Source organism: Hymenobacter sp. DG01, from assembly GCF_006352025.1.
Classification (GTDB): domain Bacteria; phylum Bacteroidota; class Bacteroidia; order Cytophagales; family Hymenobacteraceae; genus Hymenobacter.
Window position 1 is genome coordinate 2,184,885 of the sequence record NZ_CP040936.1, and the last position, 25,817, is coordinate 2,210,701.

19 protein-coding genes are annotated in these 25,817 nt (G+C 61.7%); 16 read left to right on the top strand and 3 right to left on the bottom strand.

The window, feature by feature from the left end:
* Nucleotides 1-380 precede the first annotated feature (380 nt).
* The 8 genes from FGZ14_RS21915 (at nucleotide 381) to FGZ14_RS09200 (ending at nucleotide 11,926) form a co-directional block, all read left to right on the top strand.
* Complete coding sequence (locus FGZ14_RS21915; RefSeq protein ID WP_219601111.1) at nucleotides 381-623, top strand: hypothetical protein; 243 nt, start codon at nucleotides 381-383, stop codon at nucleotides 621-623.
* Between the two features lie 20 nt (nucleotides 624-643).
* A complete protein-coding gene (locus FGZ14_RS09170) occupies nucleotides 644-1,438 on the top strand; it encodes a hypothetical protein (protein ID WP_139923523.1) in 795 nt (264 codons plus the stop codon).
* A 60-nt stretch (nucleotides 1,439-1,498) separates the two neighbouring features.
* The gene (locus FGZ14_RS09175) at nucleotides 1,499-2,512 is read left to right on the top strand and encodes a sensor histidine kinase (RefSeq protein WP_139923525.1); all 1,014 of its coding nucleotides are present in this window, start codon (nucleotides 1,499-1,501) and stop codon (nucleotides 2,510-2,512) included.
* A gap of 352 nt (nucleotides 2,513-2,864) precedes the next feature.
* Entirely contained in the window at nucleotides 2,865-3,851 is a 987-nt protein-coding gene (locus FGZ14_RS09180) for a YitT family protein (protein ID WP_139923527.1), read from the top strand.
* A 72-nt stretch (nucleotides 3,852-3,923) separates the two neighbouring features.
* A complete protein-coding gene (locus FGZ14_RS09185; protein ID WP_139923529.1) occupies nucleotides 3,924-6,962 on the top strand; it encodes a cyclic nucleotide-binding domain-containing protein in 3,039 nt (1,012 codons plus the stop codon).
* 126 nt (nucleotides 6,963-7,088) lie between these two features.
* A complete protein-coding gene (locus FGZ14_RS09190; protein ID WP_139923531.1) occupies nucleotides 7,089-8,579 on the top strand; it encodes a sensor histidine kinase in 1,491 nt (496 codons plus the stop codon).
* Between the two features lie 323 nt (nucleotides 8,580-8,902).
* Nucleotides 8,903-9,400, top strand: coding sequence for a fasciclin domain-containing protein (locus FGZ14_RS09195; RefSeq protein WP_257883409.1), 498 nt, complete (start codon nucleotides 8,903-8,905; stop codon nucleotides 9,398-9,400).
* 198 nt (nucleotides 9,401-9,598) lie between these two features.
* Complete coding sequence (locus tag FGZ14_RS09200; RefSeq protein WP_139923535.1) at nucleotides 9,599-11,926, top strand: endonuclease; 2,328 nt, start codon at nucleotides 9,599-9,601, stop codon at nucleotides 11,924-11,926.
* A gap of 234 nt (nucleotides 11,927-12,160) precedes the next feature.
* Here the strand turns inward: FGZ14_RS09200 and FGZ14_RS09205 are convergent, their stop codons facing one another.
* The gene (locus tag FGZ14_RS09205; protein WP_139923537.1) at nucleotides 12,161-13,033 is read right to left on the bottom strand and encodes a universal stress protein; all 873 of its coding nucleotides are present in this window, start codon (nucleotides 13,031-13,033) and stop codon (nucleotides 12,161-12,163) included.
* A 289-nt stretch (nucleotides 13,034-13,322) separates the two neighbouring features.
* The gene (locus FGZ14_RS09210) at nucleotides 13,323-13,613 is read right to left on the bottom strand and encodes a GNAT family N-acetyltransferase (protein WP_139923539.1); all 291 of its coding nucleotides are present in this window, start codon (nucleotides 13,611-13,613) and stop codon (nucleotides 13,323-13,325) included.
* 145 nt (nucleotides 13,614-13,758) lie between these two features.
* Here FGZ14_RS09210 and FGZ14_RS09215 point away from each other — a divergent pair, with 145 nt between their 5' ends.
* The 3 genes from FGZ14_RS09215 (at nucleotide 13,759) to FGZ14_RS09225 (ending at nucleotide 15,765) form a co-directional block, all read left to right on the top strand.
* Nucleotides 13,759-14,268, top strand: coding sequence for a hypothetical protein (locus FGZ14_RS09215; protein ID WP_139923541.1), 510 nt, complete (start codon nucleotides 13,759-13,761; stop codon nucleotides 14,266-14,268).
* Nucleotides 14,269-14,355: 87 nt separating this feature from the next.
* Nucleotides 14,356-14,631, top strand: a complete 276-nt coding sequence (locus tag FGZ14_RS09220; RefSeq protein ID WP_139923543.1) for a hypothetical protein — start codon at nucleotides 14,356-14,358, stop codon at nucleotides 14,629-14,631.
* A 312-nt stretch (nucleotides 14,632-14,943) separates the two neighbouring features.
* Nucleotides 14,944-15,765 (top strand): universal stress protein, encoded by an 822-nt coding sequence (locus tag FGZ14_RS09225; protein ID WP_139923545.1) that lies wholly within the window; start codon nucleotides 14,944-14,946, stop codon nucleotides 15,763-15,765.
* Between the two features lie 70 nt (nucleotides 15,766-15,835).
* On the opposite strand, the gene FGZ14_RS09230 is transcribed toward FGZ14_RS09225, so the two are convergent.
* Entirely contained in the window at nucleotides 15,836-17,962 is a 2,127-nt protein-coding gene (locus tag FGZ14_RS09230) for a TonB-dependent receptor plug domain-containing protein (protein WP_180754574.1), read from the bottom strand.
* A 590-nt stretch (nucleotides 17,963-18,552) separates the two neighbouring features.
* Between FGZ14_RS09230 and FGZ14_RS09235 the strand changes: the two genes are divergently transcribed.
* The 5 genes from FGZ14_RS09235 to FGZ14_RS09255 all read left to right on the top strand — a co-directional run bounded on the left by FGZ14_RS09235 (nucleotide 18,553) and on the right by FGZ14_RS09255 (nucleotide 25,697).
* A complete protein-coding gene (locus FGZ14_RS09235) occupies nucleotides 18,553-20,691 on the top strand; it encodes a GAF domain-containing hybrid sensor histidine kinase/response regulator (RefSeq protein WP_139923550.1) in 2,139 nt (712 codons plus the stop codon).
* A 632-nt stretch (nucleotides 20,692-21,323) separates the two neighbouring features.
* Complete coding sequence (locus FGZ14_RS09240) at nucleotides 21,324-21,710, top strand: response regulator transcription factor (protein WP_139923552.1); 387 nt, start codon at nucleotides 21,324-21,326, stop codon at nucleotides 21,708-21,710.
* An 86-nt stretch (nucleotides 21,711-21,796) separates the two neighbouring features.
* Entirely contained in the window at nucleotides 21,797-22,681 is an 885-nt protein-coding gene (locus tag FGZ14_RS09245) for a sugar transferase (RefSeq protein ID WP_139923554.1), read from the top strand.
* Nucleotides 22,681-23,451 (top strand): TolC family protein, encoded by a 771-nt coding sequence (locus FGZ14_RS09250; protein ID WP_139923557.1) that lies wholly within the window; start codon nucleotides 22,681-22,683, stop codon nucleotides 23,449-23,451. Before FGZ14_RS09245 ends, FGZ14_RS09250 begins: the two co-directional genes overlap by 1 nt.
* The gene (locus FGZ14_RS09255) at nucleotides 23,448-25,697 is read left to right on the top strand and encodes a hypothetical protein (RefSeq protein ID WP_139923559.1); all 2,250 of its coding nucleotides are present in this window, start codon (nucleotides 23,448-23,450) and stop codon (nucleotides 25,695-25,697) included. Before FGZ14_RS09250 ends, FGZ14_RS09255 begins: the two co-directional genes overlap by 4 nt.
* Nucleotides 25,698-25,817: the final 120 nt, after the last annotated feature.

Consider the following 25,817-nt stretch of genomic DNA (forward strand, 5'->3'; position numbering starts at 1 on the left):
ATTTTTTAATTATTTGAATAATTATTATTACATTAATCATAGAAAACATTTCTACCCGGGCACATGCGGTTGCGCCGGATGCTGGCTACAGATCGTCTTAATCTTCTGATACGATGAAAATCTGGCGTTATCTTCTGAATGGAATGCTGGCCGCTGCCTGTTGCGGCATTACTAGCAGCTGTGGCACCAAACCCGCCGCGGCTCAGCAGCCCACCGGTATGCAGCAAGGCGGGGCAAGCCAAGTGAAAAAGCCTGAATTTCCGGGCGGTAGAGGGGTACGGAACTCGCAGGTGCAACGTGGTTTGAGAGGGCAAACCGGCTACTACCGGCAGGATCACGACACGAACCGATATGCACAGGCCTACTATATTTCTGGCTCGGTGCTAGATTCTGTCATTCACCAGGAAGGCGCCAGCGGAGTGCGTATCTATCTGGCGCAGGCTAAAAAGAAGGGAGAGCCCTACCTGATTGTCGTGGGTACCCGCCAGGAGAAAGACGGACCGAAAGACTTGATTTCGACTACGGATAAGCAAGGCGTGACGACTGCTACTTACCTCGTGGTTCGCTCTGATGATAAGTGCCCGGCTAACTGTGATAAGACCAGCCCGTACTATCACCCATAAGCCCACTCAACGCCTGCCGAATGGAAATCTGGGCGAGCTTGCACGTACTGAACCGGACGTTGGAAGCAACTCCCCTGTTGCCGTTTGCTTGCGCATGGGTACGACGGCATCATATTCCGGCGGCGTTTCGGCCCGTGTATTATTACGTGGGCATCAGGACACTCCTATATTTCCTGGATATTTTCAGCCGCCTCGCCTTCCGCAACAACGTGTATGTGTACCATACGGCTACGGTGGTGCTGGTTTGCTGTTTGCTGCGCACTTACCAGCACTTGCTGCCCAGGCAGTACCATGTGCTGATTGGTGGAGGCTTGCTGCTGTTTCTGGGGGTAGCCGTACTGGATGCCGCCTTGAACGGCTTGTTTACCAACGTGAATACTTATTCGCAGGCTTTTGGCTGCGCGTTACTGCTGCTACTGGCCCTCCTGCACGTGCTGTACTTGACGCGCAATGCCTCTCTGGAGCGCACGCTGGAAAGTCAGCCGGAGTTTTTTTTGAGCGCGGCCGTGCTGGTGTACTGCTCCAGCTCTATTGTCAGCTACGTGGCCATCAATACTATTTACAGCGCTGGCTACGATGAGCCGACGCTTATTCGGCTGGATACGCTGATTACTACCCCCGACATGCTACTGCTGACAGTGCACATGGCCCTGCTGGCCTGGATGTTTCAGCTGTTTCCGTTGAGCGTGGCGCCCCGGCGGGCTTTGCCCAGCTGGCTGCACTACAGCTCCCGAACCTCAAGGCGCTACCGCCTGCTGGGCCGCTCCCTGATCGGTATTCGCCTACCCCGCCCCTCCCGCTGGAGCCCGGTTTAAGCCCCCGGCAGGCTGCTTACCTGTTGCCGGGCCCTTCTGCCAGAACCTTAGGCTACCGCCATGCCAGAAAACCTGTTGCCGCTGCTGCTTATTGGGCCTATTCTGCTGCTGCTGGCCGTGGGCATCGTGGGCGTGCTGATTCGGGAGCAGCACCGGCGGCTGCGCCAGGAGCAGGAAAAGCAGTTGCTGCTGGCTCAGCAGAACGAGCTATTGGAGCAGCAGGTAGCCCTGCGCACGGCCGAGGTGGTAGCCCAGCGCAACAGCCTGGAGCAGGCCCTGCAAGAGTTGCGCACCACCCAAACCCAGCTAGTCCAGAAAGAAAAGATGGCCTCCTTGGGGGAGCTGACGGCCGGCATTGCCCACGAAATCCAGAACCCGCTCAACTTTGTCAATAACTTCTCCGAAGTCAGCAGTGAGCTGCTGGCAGAGCTGGAAGCCGAGCAGCAGCAAGCCCCCGGCCGCTCGGCCCTGGAAACCGAGCTGCTGGCCGACCTGAAGCAGAACCTGGTTCGTATTACCCAGCACGGGCAGCGCGCGGCCGCCATTGTGCGGGGTATGCTGGAGCACAGCCGCGCCAGCACCGGCGAGCGGAAGCCTACGGACCTCAACGCCCTGTGCGAGGAATACCTGCAGCTGGCCTACCAGAGCGCCCGGGCCCGGCACAAAAACTTTACTGTCACCCTTACTACCCGGTTCGCGCCGGGCATAAGCCCGGTATCAGTGGTACCCCAGGAGGTAGGGCGGGTGCTGCTTAACCTTTTGCTGAACGCCTTTTACGCTGTGCGGCAGCGCCAGCAGCAGAGCGGCCCCCTGTACCACCCCGAGGTAACGGTAAGCACCGGCGTCCGGGGCCAGCAGGCGGTAATTAAGGTGCGCGATAATGGCCTGGGGATTCCGGCAGCCATTCAAGACAAAATCTTTCAGCCCTTCTTCACCACCAAACCTACCGGCGAGGGCACCGGCCTGGGCCTTTCCCTGAGCTACGATATCATTACCAAAGGCCACGGTGGCCTGCTCACTTTAAACACGGAACCAAACGAGTTTACGGAATTCAGTATTGTGCTGCCGCTGTAGGGCTCGGCCATAGGAAAGTCACGCGGAAAAGCAATTTCGGAATAAAGTATTGCCCTTTGCTGCATATCATCTATTTTATCTTTATTTTTATTCTTCCAAGAAAACAAGAAGAGTGCGCATCGCTCAGGAATCTGGTTACAGCTTTAGCTGGCCTGCTCCTGAAGGTTGCCACGGAGCCCGGGACTTGGCTGGCACCATCGGTCAGCTAAGCGTGAGTGAGAGGTAGTGAAGGACGCGGAAGTTTTCACCGGCCCAGCCCGAAGCGGCGGCCATTGCTTGGGAAAATTTCTGTGCGCAGGCGGCCCCGGCAACGCGCCGGCCCCGCGTTTCTATCCCAAGTACGCAGTGCATCATGCTGATCGAGCAACTTATTCCGTTGCGCTTACGCACCCGGCGCGCACCCCGGCCGGCAGCGGCCCCGGCTCTGGAAGCTACCCTGGCCCCTCAGAGCGACTATGGCTTGCTGTACCGGCTGTCGGGGCAGTGGGTGCGGCAGCTGCTCGGGCACGGAGCCCTGCTGTTGGTGGGGGTGTTCTGCGCGGCCCTGGGGCTGAAGGCTTTTCTGCTGCCCAACGGCTTTATTGATGGCGGAGTAACGGGCATTTCCTTGCTGGTGAGCCAGGTAACGGGCATTTCGCTGTCGGCGCTGATTGTGATTATCAACATCCCTTTCATCATTCTGGGCTACTTCCAGATAGGTCCGCGCTTTGCCCTGAAAACCCTGCTCACCATTCTGACCCTAGCCGGGGTGCTGCTGGTGGTTTCCTTCCCCTCCCTGACTCAGGATAAGCTGCTGATTGCAGTGTTCGGGGGGTTTTTCCTGGGAGCAGGGGTAGGCCTGGCCATGCGGGGCGGGGGCGTGCTGGACGGCACCGAGATTCTGGCGGTGTACATCAGCAAGAAGCTGCCAGGCTCCATCGGCGACATCATCCTGATTATCAACATCATCATTTTTGGGGTGGCGGCCTGGCTGCTTTCCGTAGAAACGGCCCTGTACTCCATTCTGGCTTACCTCTCGGCGGCCAAAACCGTGGACTTTGTTATTGCCGGCATTGAGGAGTACACCGGCCTGACCATCATTTCGGCTCAGAGTGAGGCCATCCGCCAGCTGATTACCGACAAGATGCGCCGCGGGGCTACGGTGTATGAGTGCACCCGCGGCTTCGGCTCCCACGGCCACCAGCACCTGCGCATCGAGGCCATTTTCACCGTTGTGACGCGGCTGGAGGTAATTCATCTGACCGATGAGATTCGCAAGCTGGACCCCCACGCCTTCATTGTGATGCAGAGCGTGAGCGACATCCGGGGCGGCCTGATCAAGAAACGTCCGCTCCACTAGCGGAGCAGGGTAGCAAAACCGGCCCGGTAGCACCTCCTGGGTTATATCAGGCTTTTACGCAGCAGTACGGCAATGGAAACATGGCAGCAGTTTTTGGGGGTGCGGGCGCGGGAGGCGAAGACGGTATGGCTGTTCTTTCTGCATAACTTCCTGCTGGGCATCGGCACCATTTTGGTGTATGTAGTAGCCAACGTGCTGCTGCTGGAGCACCACCCCGAGCGTAACCTGCCCCTGGCCTATGGCTTAGGGGCCCTGGGCATGGTAGGGGTAGCCAAAGCCTATACCTATTGCGAGCATGCCTGGCCCCTCAAGACGCTGGCCCGCCGCACGCTGGTAGCGGCCATTGGGTTCACGGGGCTGCTGGGCGGCCTGGTGCTACTGCAGGCCAGCGCCGTGGGCGCGGCCGTGCTGCTCATGGTGGGCTACCGCATTATTTACCTGCTAACCAACCTGGAGTTCTGGGGGCTGTCGGCGGTGGTGTTTGATGTGCGCCAAGGCCGGCGCCTGTTCAGCGTCATCAGCTCCGGCGACATGCCCGCTAAGGCCCTGGGCGCCATACTGGCGGTTTTTGTGCACGCCCGCACCGACCTGGTTTTTCTGCTGATACTGGCCTTTGGGGCGTATCTAATGGCACTTTACACCCAGCACCTCACCTTCGGGGCGCACGTGGTAGAAGCCCGTCCTACCCCCACCCGGCCGGTTCAACCCGTTGCCTCGCCTCTGCTGAGCAGGCTGCCGGGCAGCAACCTGCTAGTGGTGTCCATGGGCCTGAGTTGGCTGGCCGTGGCGGGCGTGGCTACGGGCGTAGAGTACTTTTTCTTTATCAATGTCAAGTACAAGCTGCTGGAGCAGGCCACCATTCTGCAGTATGTAGGTGGGGTGCTGGCCTTGTCTTACGGGCTGGCCATGCTGGGCAAGCTCGTGCTCACGCGCCACGGCCTCGATCGGCTGGGCTTGCCCCGCACCCTGCTGCTGTTGCCGCTCACGGCCCTGGGCGGGGTAGTGCTGTTTGGGGGCCTGCAGCTGCTGGGCGTAGGGCCGGGTGGCCAGCTGGTGTACTTCTGCGGCCTGTATCTGGGGCTGGAAGTGCTGCGGCGGGCCGTGTTCGAGCCGGTGTTTCTGGTGTTGTTTCAGCCACTTTCGCCCCCCGGGCGCCTGAAGGGTCATACGCTGGTGAAGGGTTTCTACGAGCCGGTGGGCATGGGCCTGACGGGCCTGCTGCTGCTGGCGGTGCAGGCGGCACCTGCTCTTGGGGCCTGGGTGCCTTTCCTGTGGATGGGCCTGCTGCTGCTGGGGGCCATACTGCTGCTCCAGCGCACGCACCAGTATTACCTCGCGGAGCTGAAAACAGTGCTTAGTCGTCGGTTTCCCAACCAGCCGCCTGCCGGGCCGCCGACCAGCGTGTTTGAGATGCCGGATGCCTCCGACCCGCTGGAAGAAGCCGGTGCTCTGGTCCAGGCTGGCGCCGGGCTACCGGCCTCTGCCTTGCCGGCCGCCGCTGCCGAGGCCTTGTACCACCCCAATGCGGCGGTGCAGCAGACCGCCATTAGGAGCTGTTTGCGGGCCGAGCCCACCCACCCCGCTGCCCTGGCGCGCCTGCACGAGCTGGCCGCTGCCCCGGAGGCCGAGCACCGCCAAACGGCCCTGGGTCTGCTGGACCTGATGCCCCCACCCCAGCAGGTAGCCTTGTTGCGCAGCTGCCTGCACAGTCTGGAACCGGGGCTTATAAAGGCAGCCGTGGCTGCGGCCAGCCAGGTACCCGGGCCCGAGGTTATTGCCCTGCTTATTGATTTGCTGGAGGAAAAAGCCGTGCGCAAACCGGCGGCCGATGCGCTGGTGGGCATGGGCGCGGCTGCGCTGCCTACCCTGGAAAAAGCCGTGCACCGCCACACCGACTACCCCCTGCTGCGCCGCTTAACCGCCGTGTGTGCCCGCCTGGCTACCCCGGCCGCGCGCCGCGTGCTGGTGATGCTGGCCCAGCAAACCAACCTGACCCGGCGTGCGGCCGCCCTGCAGGCCCTTACTCGCTTCGATACAGTCATGACCGACGCGCCGCTGTTTCAGCACCTGATGCAGAAGGAAATGCGCCTGGCCCAGCTGCTGCTGCACGGCATGCTGGGAGCCCACGTGGAGCTGCGTTCCTGCCTGAAATACGAGCTGAGCAAGGTGCAGCAGCGCCTGTTCGGGCTGCTGCTGCAGCTCTACGACCGTCAGCCCATCCTCGACGCCCAGCGCAGCATTGCCCGCGTGGGCCAGGAGCGGCAGGCCAACGCCCTCGAAATCCTCGACAACCTGATTCCACGCCCCCTGTACCAGGGCTTGCAGGCCCTAGTGGAGGTAGGCCGCCTCACCAAAAAGGTCCAGACCTTTGATCAGCTGCTGGGCCCCGTGCCGCCGGAGTCCATCCTGACCACAATTCTGCAGCGGGGCGAAGAGGCCTTTGCCCCCTGGACCATCAGCGTGGCCCTGCGCCAGTGGCAGCCTACCCCGGCTACCGTGCCCACGCTCCGTGCGTACCTGCAGGCGGCCAACGTGCTGGTGCGGGAAAGCGCCGAGGATGTGCTGGAGCTGCTGCCGGCCCGCTACCCCGCCGTGTATGAGCACTGGCTCAGCCTCTACCCTACCCCGGGCGGGCCGGCCAACCCTGCGCCCCCAGCCCCGCGCGTGTCGGCGGTGGAGCGGGTGCTGCTGCTGAAAAACACTTCCCTGTTTGCCGAAACGCCCGAAAACGTGCTCAGCAGCATTGTGCCCATCATGAAGGAAGTAAGCTTCGAGGATCAGCACCGGATTTTCGCCCAGGGCGACCTGGGCACTTCCCTGTTCATCATCTATACCGGCCAGGTGGGCATCTTTACCGAGGAGCACCAGCTGGCGGTTTTCCATGAGGGCGACTTTTTCGGGGAGCTGGCCTTGCTGGATGCCGAGCCGCGCTCGGCCTCGGCCGTGGCCCAGGGCCCGGTGGTTGCTTTCCGCCTCGATCAGGAAGATTTCTATGATGTGATGGAAGAGTGCGCTGAGGTGCTGCAGAACATTCTGCGGGTGCTCTGCCAGCGCCTGCGCCTCCAAAACGAGAAAATCAGGGTGCTGGCCGTGGGCGAAATGGTGAAGTAAGCCAGGGCTTCTGGCCATCTGGGGGGTCTGGCTTCAACATAATTACAGGCGTGGGCTGAGGTGGACCATGGTTCCGGGGCGGCGGCTGGGGCCAGCAGGCTCAGTTTCGCCGCGGTTTCTATCCTCATGTCTGCTCCTTCCTCCTCTCTGCGCTCCTGGCCCGCTGCCCGCACCATCAGGGGGCGGGTGGGTGCCTGGCTGAGCCATTGGTGGTGGCGGGCCATTAACCTGGGGGTGCAGCCCGGCCTCACGGTGTGGCAGCTCAAGCGGCTTCACCTGCTGAACGGCATCTGCTGGATTACCATCGGTATTTACGCCGGCTACGTGCTGGTGTACCTGAACTCGCCCGACTGGCTGACGCTGCGCATCTGCCTGGCCGGGCTGGTGCTGCACCTGCCGCCCCTGGTCCTGAACTACTACCACCGCTACGACGCCTCGGCTTACTATAACATCCTGAGCGTGACCCTGATCTGCTCCCTGACGGCCGTGGTGCGACGCTACAACGGTGTGGAGTACTTCCTGATTACCAACAGCATTGTGGGCATGCTCTTTTTCCGCACGTTCTGGAAGCTGGCGTTTCTGTTTCTGGTGAACGTGGCCGCCTACTTCGCCGTGCGCTACGCCATGACGGTCGTTACTTTCTCGCTGTACGTGCCGGGCAGCGCCTACTTCTACAACATCAACGTGGCCCTGTGCTTTCTGACGTTGTTTCTGGTGGTGTACTATTTCCGGAGCGAAAATCTGCAGCAGGAAACCCTGCTCAGCCGCCAGAATGAGTCGCTGGCCCAGTCGTTGCAGCACCTGCGCACCACCCAGGCCCAGCTGGTGCAGCAGGAAAAGCTGGCGAGCCTGGGGGCCCTCACGGCCGGCATTGCCCACGAAATCCAGAACCCGCTCAACTTCGTGGATAACTTCTCGGAGGTAGGCCTGGAAATGGTGCAGGAGCTGCGCGAGGCGCTGGCCACCGAAACCTTGTCGAAGGAAGCGCAGCAAAACGTGGTTCTGCTTCTCGACGACCTGACCCAGAGCCAGCAAAAGGTGCACGAGCACGCCGACCGCGCCGGCAGCATTGTGCGGGCCATGCTCCAGCACAGCCGGGCCGGCACCGGCCAGCGCCAGCCCACCGACCTGAATGCCCTCTGCGACGAGTACCTGCGCCTGGCCTACCACGGCCTGCGCGCCAAAGTCCCCAGCTTCAATGCCACCCTCACCACCGACTTCGATCTGCAGCTGGGGCCGGTGGAAGTAGTGGCCGAAGACCTGGGCCGGGTGCTGCTGAACCTGTTTACCAACGCTTTGTACGCGCTGCAGCAAAAAATCAGGGGCATGGCTCCGGGCAGCTACCGCCCCACGCTTACCGTGCGCACGCGCCGGCTGAAAAACTCCGGGGAGGTGCTGGTGCAGGTGCACGACAACGGCACGGGCATTGCGCCCCAGGTACTAAACCAGATTTTTCACCCCTTTTTCACGACCAAACCACCGGGCGAAGGCACCGGCCTGGGCCTTTCCCTGAGTTACGATATTGTGACCAAAGGCCACGGGGGCACGCTTTCGGCCCGCTCCCAGGAGGGTGAGTACAGCGAATTCAGTATCCGGCTGCCGGCCCCGCGCATCTAAGCGCAAGCTCCTGCGTATAAAGCGGCATCCTGGCCTCCCGCCCGAGGCGGCAGGCCCCTACCCCTGATCCTCACCCCAACCTCTCACACACGATGAACAAGTACCTGCTCTCGACCCTGGCTCTGGCCTTCACCTTCAGCACCGGCACCACCCTGGCCCAGGGCAAGATGAAAACCAAATCGGACGACGAGAAAACCAAAACCAAGGAAGGTGGCATGACCACCAAAACCAAAGTTGCCGACGACGGCAAAGTGAAGGTTAAAGGCGAATCGGAGGACGGCGCCAAGCTGAAGGCCACCACCAAGCCCCGCAAAGGCGTGGACATGAAGAACATGTCGATGTCGTCGTCATCGGGGGCGGGCGTGATGGTAGGCGGTGCCATGATGACCCCGGACAAGGACATTGTAGATAACGCTGTGAACTCCACCGAGCACACGACCCTGGTAGCCGCCGTAAAAGGTGCCGGCCTGGTAGAAACCCTGAAGGGTGCGGGTCCCTTCACGGTTTTCGCGCCCACCAACGCCGCCTTCGATAAGCTGCCGGCCGGTACCGTGAACACGCTTATTCAGCCCGAAAACAAGCAGAAGCTGACCACCATTCTGACGTACCACGTCGTGCCCGGCCGCCTGCTGGCCGCCGACCTCAAGGACGGGCAGATGCTGACCACCGTGGAAGGGGAAACCCTGATGGTGCACCGCTCGGGTAACACCGTGATGCTGCACGACGCCAAGGGCGGCATGGCCAACGTTACCATTGCCGACGTGGTATCCAAGAACGGCGTAACGCACGTTATTGACACGGTGCTAATGCCCACGAAATAAACCTGTTGCCCGCTCATAGTATAAGGCCGGCTCCGGAAACGGGGCCGGCTTTTCTGCGTAGCAACGTAAAGCAGGTGGGCAGGGCGGGTATGTTACGTAATTGTTACGAAACCCGGTTGAGGCTTTTGTACCTTAGGGGTGCGGACAGGATTTCCGACCTTTGCCGCTTGCCTTTCTTTACCACACCCTCTTGCCTCTATGAAACACTTTTTCTCCTGGCTGGCAGGCCTGGCACTCACTCTGAGTTCGGCCGTGGCCCAAACCCTTCCGCCGGCCCCGCCTACCACCCTGCAGGGCCAGGACCTGAAAACCTGGCTGCGCCAGAACTGGTACGATGGCAAGCGCATTGAGCTGAGCTACAACGCGGCCCGGGGCCGCATGTACAACTACGTTGACAACCAGGATGGTAAGGTAGTATGCGTGTACTCAGGCTACACCGAAAACACCCCCCTGGACTCCAGCAGCACCAACCCCGGCGTAGTAACGCGCATCAACTGCGAGCATACCGTGCCCCAGTCGTGGTTTGACGAGGTAGTGCGTATGCGCTCCGACATTCACCACCTGTTCCCGACCTACGACACCTGGAACAGCAACCGCGGCTCCGACCCGTTCGCGGAAATTCCGGATGCGCAAACCCGCCTCTGGATGCGCAACAACCAGAGCCAGACGAGCATCCCGACGGCCAACATCAATGAGTACAGCGAGGATACGGACACGCAGTTTGAGCCCCGCGAAGACCACAAGGGCAACCTGGCCCGGGCCATTTTCTACTTCTACACCATGCACCAGGGGCAGAAGTTTGACGCGGGCAAGGAAGTAATTACGGCTGCCGCCGACCTGCAGACCCTCTACCAGTGGCACCTGGCCGACCCAGTGGATGCCCGGGAGCGGGAGCGAAACCGCCGCGTGGCCAAAAGCCAGGGCAACTTCAACCCCTACATCACTTACCCCGACCTGGTGGCCCGGGCCTGGGGCTTCCAGGTTCTGCCCACGTTCTTCTTCGCTACCGCTACGGGCAGCGCCCCAGAAGGCAACGCCGGCACTAGCACCTACACGGCTACCGTTTCGGTAACGCCGGCTCCTACCACCCTCCTGACCGTGCAGGTAACCCTGGATGCGGCTACCTCTACCGCCACCGCCGGCCAGGACTTCTTCTTCGCCTCTCCCCAGACCCTGACGTTTGCCGCCGGCCAAACCTCCCAGACGGTAACCGTAACTCTGAACGGCGACACCCAGCCCGAAGCCAACGAAACGGTGGTCCTGACCCTGCGTACGCCCTCGGAGGGCGGGGCGGTGGGCGGTCCGGCCGCCCATGAGCTGACCATTACCAATGACGACGGTCCGGCGCCGACTATCTCGTTTGCCTCGGCCAGCGGCAGCCTGCTGGAGGGCTACGCCGGCACGAGCAGCACCTATACAGTGAACGTAACGCTCAGTGGCAGCGCCCCCACCGCGGCGGTAACCATTCCGGTATCGGTAAGCGCGGCCGGCACTACGGCTACCAGCCCTGCCGACTATATCCTGAATACGACCAGCGTAACCTTCGCGCCCGGGCAGGCCTCGCAAACTCAGGCGGTAACCCTGACGGTAATCGGAGACGCTCAGCCTGAGCCCAACGAAACGCTGCGTCTGGTGCTGGGTGCCCCCTCCACCGGCGGGGCCGTGCTGGGCACGCCGGCCGCTCACGTTGTCACTATCCAGAACGATGATCAGGCTCCGGTGGGCTCGCCCTGCACAGATCTTTTTTTCTCGGAGTATGTAGAAGGCGTGGCGGGCAACACCAAAGTGCTGGAGATTTTCAACCCCTCGCCGGCCGCCATCAGCCTCGAAGGCGTGCAGGTGCGCCTCTACCCCGCTGGCTCCACTACCCCTTCGCAAACCGCCAGCCTGACCGGCATTATCGCCCCCGGCGACGTGTACGTTATTGCCAACACGGGCGTAACCTCACCGGTAGTACTGGCCCAGACCGACCTGCAGTCGGGGGTAGGCTTCTTTAATGGTCCCCAGGCTATCGGGCTGTTTTCCGATTCGGATACGCTCGACGTGATTGGGGTAATCGGCCAGACCCCGGCCAACAACGCCTGGACCGTACCCGGCGGCTCAACCCGCGACAATACCCTGGTGCGCAAGCCTACCGTAAGCCGCGGCCAAGCCCGCTGGAGCCAGTCTCAGGATGGCTGGCAGGCCCTGGGCGCTGATGTATATACCAACGTAGGCACCCACATCAGCAACTGCACCACGGTAACCGCCACCGCCACCGCGGCTCCCCTGAACATGGGTATTGAGCTGTTCCCGAACCCGGCCGCCGGCAATGTGCAGCTGCGCCTGCCCGAGCTGCGGGGTCGCCAGGATGCCGTTATCAGCTTCTACAATGCCCTGGGGCAGCTGGTGCTTACCCGTACCCAGGCTCTGGGCGGCGCCGAAACCGCTACCCTCGACGTCCGGACGCTGGCAAACGGCCTGTACTCGGTGCGGGTACTGGCCGGCGGGGTGCGCTACAGCAGCCGCGTAGCCGTGCAGCACTAAACCGCTCAGGCTTTTCATAAGCCGGCTCAAAAGCCCGGCAGTTACACTCTGTTCTGAGTGTGGCTGCCGGGCTTTCAGTTTTCGCCTACCCCCTCGCCGTCAAGTGCCTACTGTGGGCAGACTGGTAGGCGGCGCCGGGTAAAATAAAACGGCCCGCATTGCAGTGCGGGCCGTTAGGTACATGCGGTGTATTCTCCACTCATCCAATACGATAATTGTAAAAAGCAGCCCGGCTTATACCTCCGCAATGGTGAGGACCGGAATAGTGCTGTGGGCCAGCAAGCCCGCCGTAACGTTCCGTGGAAACGGCACGCCTGCAAAGGTGCGTTTGCGCGTCACGAAAGACAGCAGCTCGGCATGGTGGCGGGTGGCCGTGCGCCGAATGCCCTGCTCAATGCTGGGGTAGCGGCTGGTAGCTACCGTATGAGCCACCCCGCGCAGCAGCCCCATCAGGCGAAGCTGGGTGGCTATTTCCCCGATTTCCGGCGACGATTCGCTGGTGTACACATGAATGCCTACCACCTCCGGAATGATGCGCGTAAGCAGATGATCCACGTCGGTGGGCAGGTGGGTAAGAGCCAGGGGGTAGCGAGAGTACGTGAGTTGGGCCAGTAGGTCGGGGATGGTTTGGGCGGCCGGGGGCAGGTGCACGGCCCGCCGGTCGGTGTCCAGCACAATGCGCCGCGGCACCGGCCCCGCCCGAAACGTAATCGGGACTACCAGCAGCGGCTGGGCCAGCTGGCTCACCAGATACAGGGCGGTGCTGGTAGCCGCCGAGGCCAGGGACTTGGTCGGATTGCCGTTGCCCACCACCAGCACATGCCCGGCCGCGGTGCCCATGGCGGCGCGCAGGTGGCCCAGGGGGTCGGTGGCTACTATTTCCCAACTGCAGGGCACCTGTTGGCTTACTTGTTCCGCCAGCTGGCTCAGGGCCAGCTCAGGGGCCCGAGCAGCAGCCGGGAGCACATGGAAACAAGGGCCGGCGGCTTCGGGCAGCACATGCCACAGCCGTAACTGCCCGCCTACGTGCCGGGCCAGCCCCGCCGCGTAGTGCAGCGCGTTGGTGGCCGTAGCCGAGAAATCCGTCAGGACATGAAACGTCAGCATAGCAGCAGGCACCACGAAAGGCCAGAAAATCCTTTTAGGAAAGGTAGCTCATTTCGGAGTGGCAAAAATTAATACCACATTAAAAATATCTTATAATCAGACATTTCTCTTTTTCGGCCTTTATAGCTGCGTTGCACTGGGTAAGCTATGTCGGCCGCTTCTAAAAAGCCTACCCCCCGGCGGGCCGGCAACCTCCGTGCTTTTTCGCCCTTAGCCAATGCCAGGAGAAGCAGAATGAAGGTCGCCGGCCCGCCGGGGGGTAGCATGGTAGCATCAGCCGGAGGCACTTTTAAGCCGCGGCCTCGTCCAGCAGCTCGTTGTACTCGGGGTGCTGCTCCACAAAGTGCTGCATAAACTCGCAGCTGGTGCGCACCTTCAGGCGGTGCTCCCGGGCGTAGGTCAGCCCGGTCCGGGCCAGCTTTTCGGCCACGCCCTGGCCGCGCAGCCCCTCTTCCACGAAGGTATGGGTGAAATCGATGACGTGCTGGGCGGGGTAACTATAGGCCAGCTCAGCGGTGTAGCCATCCTGAACAATTGTAAATTCCTGATCAGAAGCGTTGTGGGTGACGGAAGAAGCCATGCGTAGGATAATGAGGTAGGACAAAACAAGTCGGCGGAACAGAGCAGTATCGCCATTTGCCAAGTATTTACGTAAGAGAAGCAGCACCGGCTATTCACCCCTGGCCGCTGCCGTACTCTTTCCCTCCTCTTTCTACATCCATATTATGGCACATACCCCCGAAAACCCCGATTTCACCCCCCAGGACTCAACCCAGCCTACTTCTCCCGAGGCCGGCCACCACACGCCGCAGTACGGCGAGTTTGGCAAGCCTACGGAAGCGGCGGCTACCCAGGCCCGGCAGGGGGACAGCATCACGCAAGGCGGCCAGGCTGCACCGTCGGTAGCCTTTCCGGAGCAGCGCGGCAGCGTCCCCCAGAACCTCGATCCATCATTGGCCCGCGAGGTAGCCGATGCTGAATATGGCGTGCAGCGCGAAGGCTGGGCCCAGGACGACCCGCGCTATGGGGGCGGCACCCGCAACTGGGCAACCAACGAGCCCGCTAACCACAGCACCGGCCCCGCCCTCGAGGACGAAGAAAAGCCGACCAACCCCAACGTGGGCAAAAACGACAACCCCGATGAGTTCAGCACCTTCCGCCCCGATGAAGGGCGCGGGATTCCTGGCTCAGGCAATGAAGGCCCGTATTTCGAGGCTTCCGATAAGGACAAATAGCTCCGCTTTTCTGACCTGTTTATTCCGAAGCGGCGCGGGCCGAGCCCAGGCTGGTCCGCGCGCCCGCTTCCTTACTTTCCTTTGATTATGGCTACCGAACCAAACCAAGACCCCGCTGCCGCTCTCAACCCCGACTCGGGCGCTAACCTGACGGAGGAGCAACGCAAGCACCGCGAGGAGCTATACAGCTACAAGCGCGACGAAGAAGGCACCCTCGACACCTCAGCCCGCCTGGAAGAAGAAACCACAGGCATTCCGCTGGATGGAGCCGGTAACGCCGGCCCCGACGCCGACAACATGAGCCGCCGCGACGAGCTGGATATCCCGGGTTTCAACAACCCCATCGACGACAACAACCGCTAGCGGCCCCTACCCCCGCCGGCTTGCCCCAACGTTCAGCCCGCGCAAAATGCCAATGGCACTTTGCGCGGGCTGCTCTTTTTTGCCAGCTGCCAGTTAACACCAAGCCGTGTTATAGCTCCCCGGTAACGCCCGGGCGCTGCCTATGGCCGGCATAACCGTTACAGCCGAGTTTTGCGGCAAGGGTTGGAAAGCCGTGTTACGGCTTGGTAGCGGCCTACTCCACCGGTTGGAGCGGGTTTCGGGGCCTCACCTGCTGACGTTGGCGGCGATTTTACGTATATCGGGGCTCCGCTCTCTCAACCATCCACTCCTATGGTAGCTCCTTTCCTTGTCCTGACCGATTTCACCCCCGCCGCCGACCACGCCCTACGCTATGCGGCTACCCTGGCGGCCGCCGTAGAGGCCGCGCTGGTTGTGCTGCACATCCGGCGCGAAACCCTGCTTGATCCGGACGCATTCAATGGCAGCATCCGGCATCTGAGCGAAGGCGAAATCGCGGCGGCCCTGCAGCAGCGGGTGCAGCCCCTGGGTGTTAGCACCACCGTTGAGTCGGCGGTTGATGGGGTAGAAGGCGCCGTGGCCGATGCCGTACGCCGCCACAGCCCCGCCCTGGTAGTGCTGGGCAAGCCCGCCACTGATACTACCCCGGATGAGTTGGTCAGCACTACCTCCCTGAAGCTGCTGCGGGCTACGCGTACACCCCTGCTGGTGGTGCCCTCCGGCTCACAGGCTCCTGTGCCGCCACACTGCGTGACTATTGCCGCCGATAACAACAGCTTCAACCTGAAAGAGCAGTCGGCGGGGGTGCAGGCACTGCTGCAGAAACTGCAGCCCCACCTGATGGTTACGCACGTAGCAGAGCCCGAAAACAGTGACACCTGCCAGGATGCGCTGGAGGCCGTGACCAAAAGCGGTCTGCTTGCCGGCAACAACTTCCGGGTGCACTGCCACGGCGTCCGGCATCGGCGGGTGCCGCTGGGCATTCTGCAGGCCGCCGCCGAAACCAAGGCCGATTTGCTGGTGCTGGTAGCCCGCCGCCGCAGCTTCCTGGGCCAGCTCTTCAACCGCAGCATTACCTCGCAGGTGGTACTGCACGGGCAGCTGCCCATGCTGTTGCTACCCTCCCTGGATTAATCCGGCGGCGCGCTTTTGCTACCTCTCGTCGGCAGGCACAGGCAGAACCGAACCGGGCTGGTAGATGCTGCTACCAGCGCCACCCCAGCTGCGTACCGGCATACCAGTTGCGGCCCGGCGCGGGCTGGAAGTAGCGCCCCCCAAAGGCGTTGAGGTCGTTGCCGAGGGAATAGCGGCGGTTGGTGGCGTTTTCCAGCCCCCCAAACACATCCAGCGCCAGCGCCCCGAACAGCTCCCGCCGCCAGCCGGCGCGGCTGCCCAGGGTCCAGTAGCCGGGCGCGTATTCGGTGTTGGCATCGTTAAGGGGTAGGCGGGCCTGGTGGTTGATGGTGGGATTGAGGTAGAAGCCCCGCCGCTCCGCGAAATCGAGGCCGGTGGTGAGGGTATGCGGGGCCGTGCCCGTGAGGCGGTTGCCACTGAAGTTGTTGCCCCCGCTTTCATAGCTCCCGAAGCGGTAGTGGTTGTAGGCGTAGCTTACGAAGGCGCGCAGGCCATACCCCTGGGCCGCCGACTGACTGCCGGCTCCTGCCCCTGCTTCCTGCCGCCACAGCCAGCTGCTCAGGGCCGCCTCAATGCCTCGCTGCCGGGTAGTGCCGGCATTGGCGAAGAGCTGCACGCCCTGCTCGGTGGTACGGGTAGTAATGGTCTGGCGCAGGCGCAAATCGTAGAAAGCCACGTCGTAGCGCAGCCGCTCCTGCCACAGCTGCCCGCGCGCACCTACCTCGTAGCTGGTGCCGCGCTCGGCCTGCAACGCTCGGTTGATGGAAGCATCGGAGGGTCGGATTTCCTCTTCGGTCGGTGGCGAGAAGCCCGCACTTACGCTGGCGTACACCGACAAGCCAGTTCCAAACTCGCGCAGCAGCGCTACCCTCGGTGACACCTCGGGCCGGAAGTTGCGCTCCAGGGCGTAGGCATCGGGGCGGGTGGCCGCGTCGGAGAGGCGGCTGATGCGGTAGCGCAGCCGGTTGTAGCTGGCCCCGGCCGTGAGCAGCAGCCCGGCGGGCAGCTCGTAATCGGCCTGGGCAAAGGCAAAGCCGGTCAGCGTCCGGATTTCATCGTCGTAGCGGAGGGGGCCAGGTGTGCCGGCGCGGTTCTGGTAGTTGCGGGAGCTTTCAAACCCGGTCTGGCCTTCGGCACCGGCCTGCAGGCGCAGTGTGCGCCCGGCCAGGGCAGTGCGGTAGCTACCCACTACCCGTCCACCCCCACCCAGCACCGTATTACGCTCAAAATCTACCAGATACGGCGTGTTGATACGGCTGCCACTCAGGTACAGGGTCGTGCGCAGGCTCAGCCGCTCAGAAAAGCGGACTTCGTGGGTGCCGCCCAGCAGCGCCGTGCGGGAGGCGTAGTAGGCACGCTGCTCCACGGTACCGGGGCTGGTGGCCGTGCCGGGGCGGGCCTGGCGGGGGTTGGCCTGAAACTGAGCCCGCGTGAGGCCGCCGGGCAGTTGGTAGGTGATATCGGAATAGAGAGCGTGCACCCCCAGGGTTTGCTTGTCGGTGGGCTGCCACTCCCCGTCCAGGGTCAGCACGTCGCGGCGCAGGGCGCTTTGCTGGCGGTAGCCATCAAGGGTCTGGCGGGCATAGGCAGCGCGTAGATAGCCGGTGGCGGTACCCGTTTCGGCGGATGCTGTGTAGCGCCGCAACCCAAAGCTACCGGCCGTAAACCCTACCTGGGCCCTGGATTGGCCTGGGGTCGGCCGCCGGCCCGTGAGCAGCACAGCTCCGCCCGTACCGGCTCCGTACACGCTGGCGGCCGGACCCTTTATCACCTCAATTCCGCCCAGCAGGGCCGGGTCCAGGATATTCAGGGGAGTGCTGCCGCTCGCTTCCGTGAAGGGCAGGCCCTGGTAATACACTTTGGTATTGCGCACGCCAAACGGCGAGCGAAGCGTGCTGCCCCGCACACTCAGGCGGTAGCTGGCCGTGGCCCGTTCCTCCAGGCGCACCCCCGGCAGGGTATTGACGGCCTGCGTAAGGGCGTTCTGCGGAAACCGCTCCAGCACGCGGGCATCCAGCACGCCTACCGCGGCCGCCGTACGCCGCAGGGGCAGCTGCTGGCCGTAGCCGGTTACAGTAGCCTCGGGCAGCAGCTGGGGCCGGAGCATGGAGGTATCGGGAGGGGTAGCAGGAACGGGCCGCTGGGCCGCCACGGAAAGGGGTAGCAACAGCAGCGGCGCGGCGTATCGGTAGGTCATGAGGGAAGCTGATCTGAACAGGGCTGCGCAATCGGCCCCGGCCCGCAGGACAGGGGTAGCCCGAAAGCTATACCCAATTGCGGCCATTTCGTTTTCCGGGCTCCCACTTTGGGTTACTTGCCGCCTTCCGGCAAAGCAAAGCCGTGGGCATGACGGGCACCGGTTTTCTATTTTTTTTCGTCCCCATTGACGCGGCTCAGCCTACCGTTTGGGGTAGGCAACACCGGGCCGGTACCAGCCTCTCGCTACTCTGGGCTAACCAGTTCTCCGGTTTACTTCCGCCCTCGAATCATGAGCTTATAATCAATTCTTTAATTAAATTCTACTTCTACTATATAAAGCTTTGCAAGCTCAACAGTGCCTCGGAAGCGCAGGTGGTTTTGACCTTTAATTGCAGAGAGTTTTTGGGACGCTGGAACTGCTATATCAGTTCTACTTAATATAACAATAACAATAATAATTAAAACTTTATTTTTACCTTATAGTATTGCAATTTGTTATCTCCTCAGCCAGCTAACCTGCTGACTGACTTCAGTAACAGATACCGGCGGTGGAGCTCATACAGCAGCACGATTAACTCAGAGGAATGCATGGAATCTTTACTTACCGGACATCAGCATAGCCTGCCATTTCCGGCGGCCGCTATCGGGTGGGGTGCCCCATGGCCCGCGCCCGACGCGCTGGCGGCCCTGCAGGCCCTGCACATCCTCGATTCGGAAAGCGAGCCAGCCTACGATGCGCTGGTGCGGGAAGCCGCCCAGCTGTGCGCTGCGCCCATGGCTTCCATCAGCTTTCTGGATGCGGAGCGCCAGTGGGTTAAGGCCCAAACAGGCCTGCCGGGGCTGCTGGAGCTACCGCGGAGCGTTTCGTTTTGCGCCCATGCCCTCGGCGCCGACTCGCTGCTTGAGCTGCACCAGGCACATTCGCCCGGCGTGTTCGCCCGGAACCCGCTGGCCGGCGAGCAGCTAGGGGTAGTATTTTACGCCGGCTACCCCATCCGGACGGCCGAAGGCCATGCGGTGGGGGTGCTGGCTGTGTACGATACCGCCCCGCGCAGCCTGAGCCCCGAGCAGCAAACAGTGCTGCGGTTGCTGGCCCGGCAGGTAAGCCAGGAGCTGGCCCTGCGGCAGGCGCAGCTGGCCCGGCAGGCTGCCGAGGCCGCCAGCCAGCGCAAGCAGGTGTTTCTGGCGGCCGTCAGCCACGAAATCCGAACTCCGCTACATGGCATTATGGGCCTGACCCGGCTGCTGCGCGAAAGTTTTATCACGCCCCAGCAGGAAGAGCACCTGACCATCATTCTGTCGTCGGCGGAGAATCTGCTGACGGTTATCAACGATATCCTGGATTTCAGCAAGGTGGAGCTGGGTCGCATGGAGCTGGAGCGGGTACCCTTTGATGTGGCCGCCACCGTGCGCGACGCTACCCGCTCGCTGCAGCACCTGGCGCAGAGCAAGGGCCTGGCCCTGCACACCCACATTCAGGACTCGGCCATTCCTACGGTAGAGGGCGACCCGTTCCGGTTGCGGCAGGTGCTGCTGAACTTGCTAACCAACGCGCTGAAATTCACGGAAGCCGGCCACATCAGCGTGACGGTGGACGTGGCCGCCGAAGATGCCCGGCAGGTGCAGCTGAACTTTTGCGTGGAAGACACAGGCGTGGGCATCAGCCCCGAAAAAGCACAGGAAGTGTTTCGGGCCTTTGATCAGGCGGCCACCAGTACGGCCCGGCGCTACGGCGGCACGGGCCTGGGGCTGGCTATCTGCAAGAGCCTGATTGAGCTGCAGCAGGGCCGCATCTGGCTGGAAAGCCAGCCCGGGCGCGGCAGCTGCTTCCGCTTTTCGCTGGCCTACCCCGTCAGTGCCTACGCGCCTCCCACCGAGGACGTGCTGCCGGTACTGGCCCCGGGTCTGCTGCAGGGCCTCTCGGTGCTGCTGGCCGAAGACAACTCCGTGAACAAGCTGCTGGCTACCACGCTGCTACAGGGTTGGGGCCTGGAGGTGGAGGTAGCCACCAATGGCCGGCAGGCGCTGGACCTGGCCGAAGCCCAGCCCTACGACCTGATTCTGATGGATATTCAGATGCCCCAGCTTACGGGCTTTGAGGCCACAGCCTACCTGCGTGCCACCACCAACCCCAACCGCCATACGCCCATCATTGCCCTCACGGCCAACGCCCTCAAGGACGAGGTAGGCGCGTACACCCGCCAGGGCTTTACCGACTACCTCATTAAGCCTTACTCTGAGGCCGAGCTGTACCGCGTTCTGGTGCGGGCCACGGGGCGCACGGAAGTAGCCCCGGAACTGCCCCGGCCCTCCTACAACTTTTCTCAGCTGGGCCGGCTGGCGCACGACCAGGAGTTTATCCGGAAGATGCAGCAGCTGTTTCTGGATACAGTGCCGGAGCAGCTACGGCAGCTGCGCGAAGCCCTGAGTAAGCGGCGCTGGAAGGCAGCCAGCCTGCTCACGCACAGCCTCCGGGCCACGTATGGCAGCCTGCAGATGGCCGAGGCCATGCACTGCCTTAAGCAGCTGGAAAAAGCTATGCATCCCCCACCGCCTACCCCCCAACCCCTGCTGAACCTACTGGGCCTGCTTACTACCATCACTAACCGCATGGCCGACACTTTTGCCGAACACCTGCGGCAACAGGCCGAAGCAGCCGACAGCACCACGGTTACTGCCCACCTGCTGCCCGACAATACCCCTGAAGAAGCACTGGTATCTATTTAATTACCAACTTCATAGCTACTCCAATCCACACTTTCGTAAGGCCAGGACAGACCGTACGAATTAGGGTTAGTGTCGTGCTTAAAATACGAATTTTTGACTTATGTCATAATTATTTTACTTCACTTATTTCTCAATACAAACATTAATTGATATAATTACATAAAATTGCAACATATGAGACTCATGGTCGTACTATGCCGTACGTTGTGGGTTGAGAAGTTTGGTAAGGTTGTATTGCTTTGGCAGCAGCCTTGTGAGCCCCCTCTGATAACGTACTCTTGCTACCTCGGCCTCAAGGCCAAACATACCTAACCTCTTCATTAGCAGTCGTATTTTCTTCGTCAAAATAACTGGCTGCCCTGCTTACCTCCCCTGAAGCGCGTGCCTGAGGCCCGCTTCACTCCCGCTCTGCTGCACCAGCACTCCCCGGCTTCGGCCCGCTGGCAGCTCTCTCTCCCTACTCCCACCCTGCCACCTCGGCCAGCCTCTCGGGCTGCCGGAGGGCTTTTTGGTGCGTCAGTACCGGGCCATTTGTGTGCCCGGCCCACAGAAGCCCAATTTTTTATCCGATTAGTAACATACACTTCATCTGCCCCGACACTTTTTTACTCACCATAAAACCTCTGGCACTTATGGTTTTCCCCAAGAAACAACTCCTCATCATCGACGATGAGCCCTCTATCCGGCTGATTCTGGAGCATTACTTCTCTACTGAGTACGACGTGGTGGTCACCTCCAACGGGCAGGAAGCCCTGAACTGGCTGCAGAAAGGCCACCAGGCCGACGCCATTGTGGCCGACTACGAGATGCCGCAGATGGATGGCCTGGAGTTTCTGAAGCGCCTGCGGGCCCATGCCTCCCACGGGGCCACGCCCCTACTCATGTTGTCAGTAGCCGACGAGAGCAGCAAGAAAATCCAGTGTCTGCGGCAGGGCGCCGACGACTACATCGTGAAGCCCTTCAACCCGGAAGAGCTGGAAATCAGAATCAAGAACGTGCTCAACCGCGTGCGGGCCTAGGGCCTTCGCGTCTGATCACCTACCCGACCTGTACTACCTGAAATTCCCTATCTGTATTGGTCCAAGACTACCTACACTCTCTGGTTATGAACGCTACCGCTCCCAATCTCTACCCTTCCAGCAGTGCCCCTCAGCCGTTGCTGCCTAATGGCTGGCAACTCACACACCGCCCCCTCCGGAAACCCACCACGGCCCGCCCCCGGGCCCGCGTGATGCGCATGCCGGTGACCAAGCGCATCTTCGATATTGTTTTCTCCTCCCTGATTCTGCTGGCCCTGCTACCCCTGTTTCTGGTGGTAGCCCTGCTAATTAAGCTCGAATCGAAGGGGCCGGTGCTGTACTACTCCTACCGTGTGGGTACAGGCTACCGTAAGTTCCGCTTCTGGAAGTTCCGCTCTATGCGCCCCGACGCGGATCAGCTGCTGGCTTCCATGAAAAACCAGAACCAGTACCAGGCCGCCGCGGCCGAAGAAGCCACGGTAGAGCCCGGCGTATGCGCCTGCGGCCACGAAGGCGGCACCTGCCAGAGCCACCTGATTGACCGGCACGGCAACCTGATTTGCGAAAAGCACTACTACCAGGCCAAGAAAGCCCGGGAAGAGGCCACCTTCATCAAGATTGCCAACGACCCACGCATTACCCGCATCGGGATGTTTCTGCGCAACACCAGCATTGATGAGCTGCCCCAGCTTTTCAACGTGCTTCGCGGCGATATGTCGCTGGTGGGCAACCGCCCCCTACCCCTCTACGAGGCCGAAAAGCTCACTACCGATCAGTTTGCCACCCGCTTTCTGGCCCCGGCCGGCATCACGGGCCTGTGGCAGGTAAGCAAGCGCGGTAAAGGCGGCGACATGTCGGCAGAGGAGCGCAAGGCCCTGGATGTGGAGTACGCCACCAACTACTCGTTCCGCAAGGACCTGCAGATTCTGCTGAAAACCTTCCCGGCTTTGCTGCAAAAGGAAAACGTCTGATGAAAATTGCTTTCTACTCACTTGTGCTTGCCCTGGCGGCCGCGCCCCTGCTCGGCCGGGGGCAGCAGGTAGCCGGGCCACCGCCCCCGCCTACCCTGCCCTGGGAGGAGCGGTTTTTTAAGGCCCCCGAAGCGGTGCTGCCCATTCTGTACCAGGCCGCCATCAGCCACTCGGCGGGTCTGGAAAAGCTGGAGCTGGCCAAGCAGGTAGCCAACGAGGACATCCGGCTGGCCCGCAAGAAAATCCTGAACTCGTTTTCATTGGGTTCCAGCTACAACTACGGCACGCTGCCCTACTTTGCCACCAACGGCTCTACGGAGCGGGTGCAGCAGTTGAATGCCTTTTCGCTGGGAGCCCGGGCGCAGTATAATGTGGGCCTGAACGTGATGGTGCCCCTGGAGCAGCTCTCTAGCCGCCGGGCCACTATTCATAAGCAGGAGCTGCTGTTGCAGCAGGCTACGGCCGAGCGGTCTGTAGGCGAAGCCGAAGTGCGCCGCCAAGTAATTCTGCTGTATCAGGAGCTGGGCCTGGCCCGCGCCAACCTGCAGCACTACCAGAACGCGGTGCAGACCTCCGGCATCAGCAAGAAGCTGGCCGACAGCAAATTCCGCAGCGGTGAAATGCCCGTGGACGAGCAGATGGCCGCTACCGAGCTGCACAATAAGGCCCTGCTGGCCCAGGAAGAAGCCCGCAACAAGTACCAGACGGCGCTGCTGCTGCTGGAAGACCTGCTGGGTACGCCCCTCCACCTTTTAATGAACGGCCGATGACCCTGAAAGACCTTTACCGGCTGCTGCGCCGCCACTGGCTGCTGCTGGCGCTGGTGCCGCTGGCTACCTGCGCCTCTATTTACTTTTTCGGCCGTAACCGCGACAAAAAGTACACTTCCGATACGGTTATCTACACGGGCATAGCCTCGGGCTACAAGATTGACGGCGACAACAACGCGGCCGGCGGGGGCTGGAACGCGGCTTCCACGGCCTTCGATAACCTGCTCTCGCTGATTAACTCCCGCGAAACGCGCGAGGAAGTGGGCCTGCGTCTGCTGGCCCTGCACCTGCAGGAGCGCAAGGCCAGCGGGGCGGCCACCGCCAAAGCCCAGCAAGCATCGACTGCTCCCAGTGGCCTGATGGCTTCCGTGCAGCGGGTACTGATGCCCTCCAAGATTGCCGCCGCCGATGAGCACCTGCTCGATTCGCTGGCCACGACCCTGGGCGGGGCTACCGCCGCCGAAACGCTGGCCAACCTCACGGCCGCCTACAAGGTCAACAATACCAACGCCATTTACCGGCTGCTCTATTCCAAGCACCCCTACTACTCGGAGGCAGCTATGTGGAATATTGCCGCCAACCGCGTCAAGGACAGCGACCTGCTTCGGATTGAGTACACCTGCAGAAATCCGCAGGTGTGCCGCGAAACTCTGGACATTCTGACCCAGGTGTTTATCCGCAAGCACAAGGAGCTGTTCGTGGGCCAGAACGCCAACGTCATCGGCTACTTCGACGAGGCTACCCAGAAGGCCTACGCCAAGCTGCAGGCCGCGGAGCGCAAGCTGCTGGCCTTCCACCAGACCCACAACATTGTGGATTACGACAAGCAGATTATTTCCTCCACAGAGGAGCGCCAGCTTACCGCCGACAAGCTCAACGAGCTGGAAATGCAGTACGCCGGGGCCAGCTCGGCCCTGAAATCGACGCAGGCCTCCCTGGGCCGGCGGGGCGTATCGAATTTGAAAAGCCAGGAGATACTGCGCCTGAGCAACCGCCTGGCCGAGCTAAACGAGCAGATTTCGGAAGCTGAACTGCTGACCAAAAGTGCCAACACGCCCGAGGGTGCGGCCCGCGTGGCCAACCTGCGCCAGCAGGCGGCCAGCGTCAGCAGCAGCCTGGATGCCGCTACCACCAGCTACGACGCCGACTCTCGCTCGGTGCAGGGGGTAGCCGTGAAGGACCTGCTCCAGGACTACAGCAAAAACGCCCTGCAGGTGGAAGACCTGCGCGGGCAGCTCAGCTCCATGCGTCAGCAGAAAAACAGCGTTGCCAGCCAGTACAACAGCCTGGTGCCGCTGGGCGCCGAAATTCGCAAAATCCGCCGCGAGGTGGAAATAGCCGAGAAGGAATACATGTCGCAGGTAGAAGGCCTGAAGCAAAGCAAACTCTCCCAGCAAAACGTGGAGCTGGCCTCGCAGCTGAAGGTGGTGGACCCGCCTAACCTGCCGGCCACGGCTGGCGGTACCCGCCTGCTGGTGCTGCTGCTGGGCGGCCTGATCGGGTCGTTTCTGTTCACGGGGGCCGGCCTGGTGGCCGCTGATTTGCTGAACAACTCCCTGCAGAAACCAGCCCTGGCTACCAAGGTGACCAGCTTCCCGGTGATGGGCATCATCCCGAGCACCACCAACCTGAACCAGAAGCAGCTGCTGGACGCCCAACGGGCCGAAGACCAGCTGGCGCGGCAGCTGCTGCTGAAAATGCACCAGAAGGACGATTCCGGCAAGCCCTTCATGATTGGGGTACTGAGCAGCCAGAGCGGTGAGGGCAAAACCACCCTGAGCACCTCCCTGACGGCCAGCCTCAACAACATGAAGATCAAAACCCTGGGCCTGTTCCCGAACGACCACGCGGTGCACGTCTGGATGGAAGGGCACACGGCCTACTACTCGCCTCTGCAGGGCCTCTCGCAGGGCGTAACGGTAGCCGACCTGGCCGGTATCCGCGCCTACAACAACGCCGTGATTATTGTGGAGTTTCCGGCCTTGCTGGAAGCTACCTACCCCGCCTCCCTGCTCCAAAGCCTCGACCTGATTCTGGTAGCCGTGAAGGCCACCCGCAGCTGGGAGCAGGCCGACAGAAAGATCTTCGAGAACATCCGGAACGTGACCAAGGCCCCCATTGAGGTGGTGCTGAACGGGGTGCTGCCCGAGTACGTGACGGACTTCATTGGGGCCCGCGTGAAATCCGGCAATGGCAAGAAAGCCGGCCTACCCCCGCGTCCGCTCCAAGGCCTGCTCAACCCCTGAGCAATCAGCTCCGGGTCCTTGCCACGTGGCTTGCGAAAGTCCGGGCTACAGTCCCCGCCGGCAGCTCCCTCAGCCTTCTTCAGCTCCTCTTCCTACCCCCTCATTCTTAATCCAACTACC

Excerpts from the sequence above, each read along its gene's own strand:
- FGZ14_RS09240 (WP_139923552.1), top strand. The coding sequence starts at position 21,324 with ATGGTTTTCCCCAAGAAACAACTCCTCATCATCGACGATGAGCCCTCT.
- FGZ14_RS09185 (WP_139923529.1), top strand. The coding sequence starts at position 3,924 with ATGGAAACATGGCAGCAGTTTTTGGGGGTGCGGGCGCGGGAGGCGAAG.
- FGZ14_RS09255 (WP_139923559.1), top strand. The coding sequence starts at position 23,448 with ATGACCCTGAAAGACCTTTACCGGCTGCTGCGCCGCCACTGGCTGCTG.
- FGZ14_RS09205 (WP_139923537.1), bottom strand. The coding sequence starts at position 13,033 with ATGCTGACGTTTCATGTCCTGACGGATTTCTCGGCTACGGCCACCAAC.
- FGZ14_RS09175 (WP_139923525.1), top strand. The coding sequence starts at position 1,499 with ATGCCAGAAAACCTGTTGCCGCTGCTGCTTATTGGGCCTATTCTGCTG.
- FGZ14_RS09230 (WP_180754574.1), bottom strand. The coding sequence starts at position 17,962 with ATGACCTACCGATACGCCGCGCCGCTGCTGTTGCTACCCCTTTCCGTG.
- FGZ14_RS09215 (WP_139923541.1), top strand. The coding sequence starts at position 13,759 with ATGGCACATACCCCCGAAAACCCCGATTTCACCCCCCAGGACTCAACC.
- FGZ14_RS09235 (WP_139923550.1), top strand. The coding sequence starts at position 18,553 with ATGGAATCTTTACTTACCGGACATCAGCATAGCCTGCCATTTCCGGCG.
- FGZ14_RS09180 (WP_139923527.1), top strand. The coding sequence starts at position 2,865 with ATGCTGATCGAGCAACTTATTCCGTTGCGCTTACGCACCCGGCGCGCA.
- FGZ14_RS09220 (WP_139923543.1), top strand. The coding sequence starts at position 14,356 with ATGGCTACCGAACCAAACCAAGACCCCGCTGCCGCTCTCAACCCCGAC.
- FGZ14_RS09170 (WP_139923523.1), top strand. The coding sequence starts at position 644 with ATGGAAATCTGGGCGAGCTTGCACGTACTGAACCGGACGTTGGAAGCA.
- FGZ14_RS09225 (WP_139923545.1), top strand. The coding sequence starts at position 14,944 with ATGGTAGCTCCTTTCCTTGTCCTGACCGATTTCACCCCCGCCGCCGAC.
- FGZ14_RS09200 (WP_139923535.1), top strand. The coding sequence starts at position 9,599 with ATGAAACACTTTTTCTCCTGGCTGGCAGGCCTGGCACTCACTCTGAGT.
- FGZ14_RS09195 (WP_257883409.1), top strand. The coding sequence starts at position 8,903 with ATGAAGAACATGTCGATGTCGTCGTCATCGGGGGCGGGCGTGATGGTA.
- FGZ14_RS09245 (WP_139923554.1), top strand. The coding sequence starts at position 21,797 with ATGAACGCTACCGCTCCCAATCTCTACCCTTCCAGCAGTGCCCCTCAG.
- FGZ14_RS09250 (WP_139923557.1), top strand. The coding sequence starts at position 22,681 with ATGAAAATTGCTTTCTACTCACTTGTGCTTGCCCTGGCGGCCGCGCCC.
- FGZ14_RS09190 (WP_139923531.1), top strand. The coding sequence starts at position 7,089 with ATGTCTGCTCCTTCCTCCTCTCTGCGCTCCTGGCCCGCTGCCCGCACC.
- FGZ14_RS09210 (WP_139923539.1), bottom strand. The coding sequence starts at position 13,613 with ATGGCTTCTTCCGTCACCCACAACGCTTCTGATCAGGAATTTACAATT.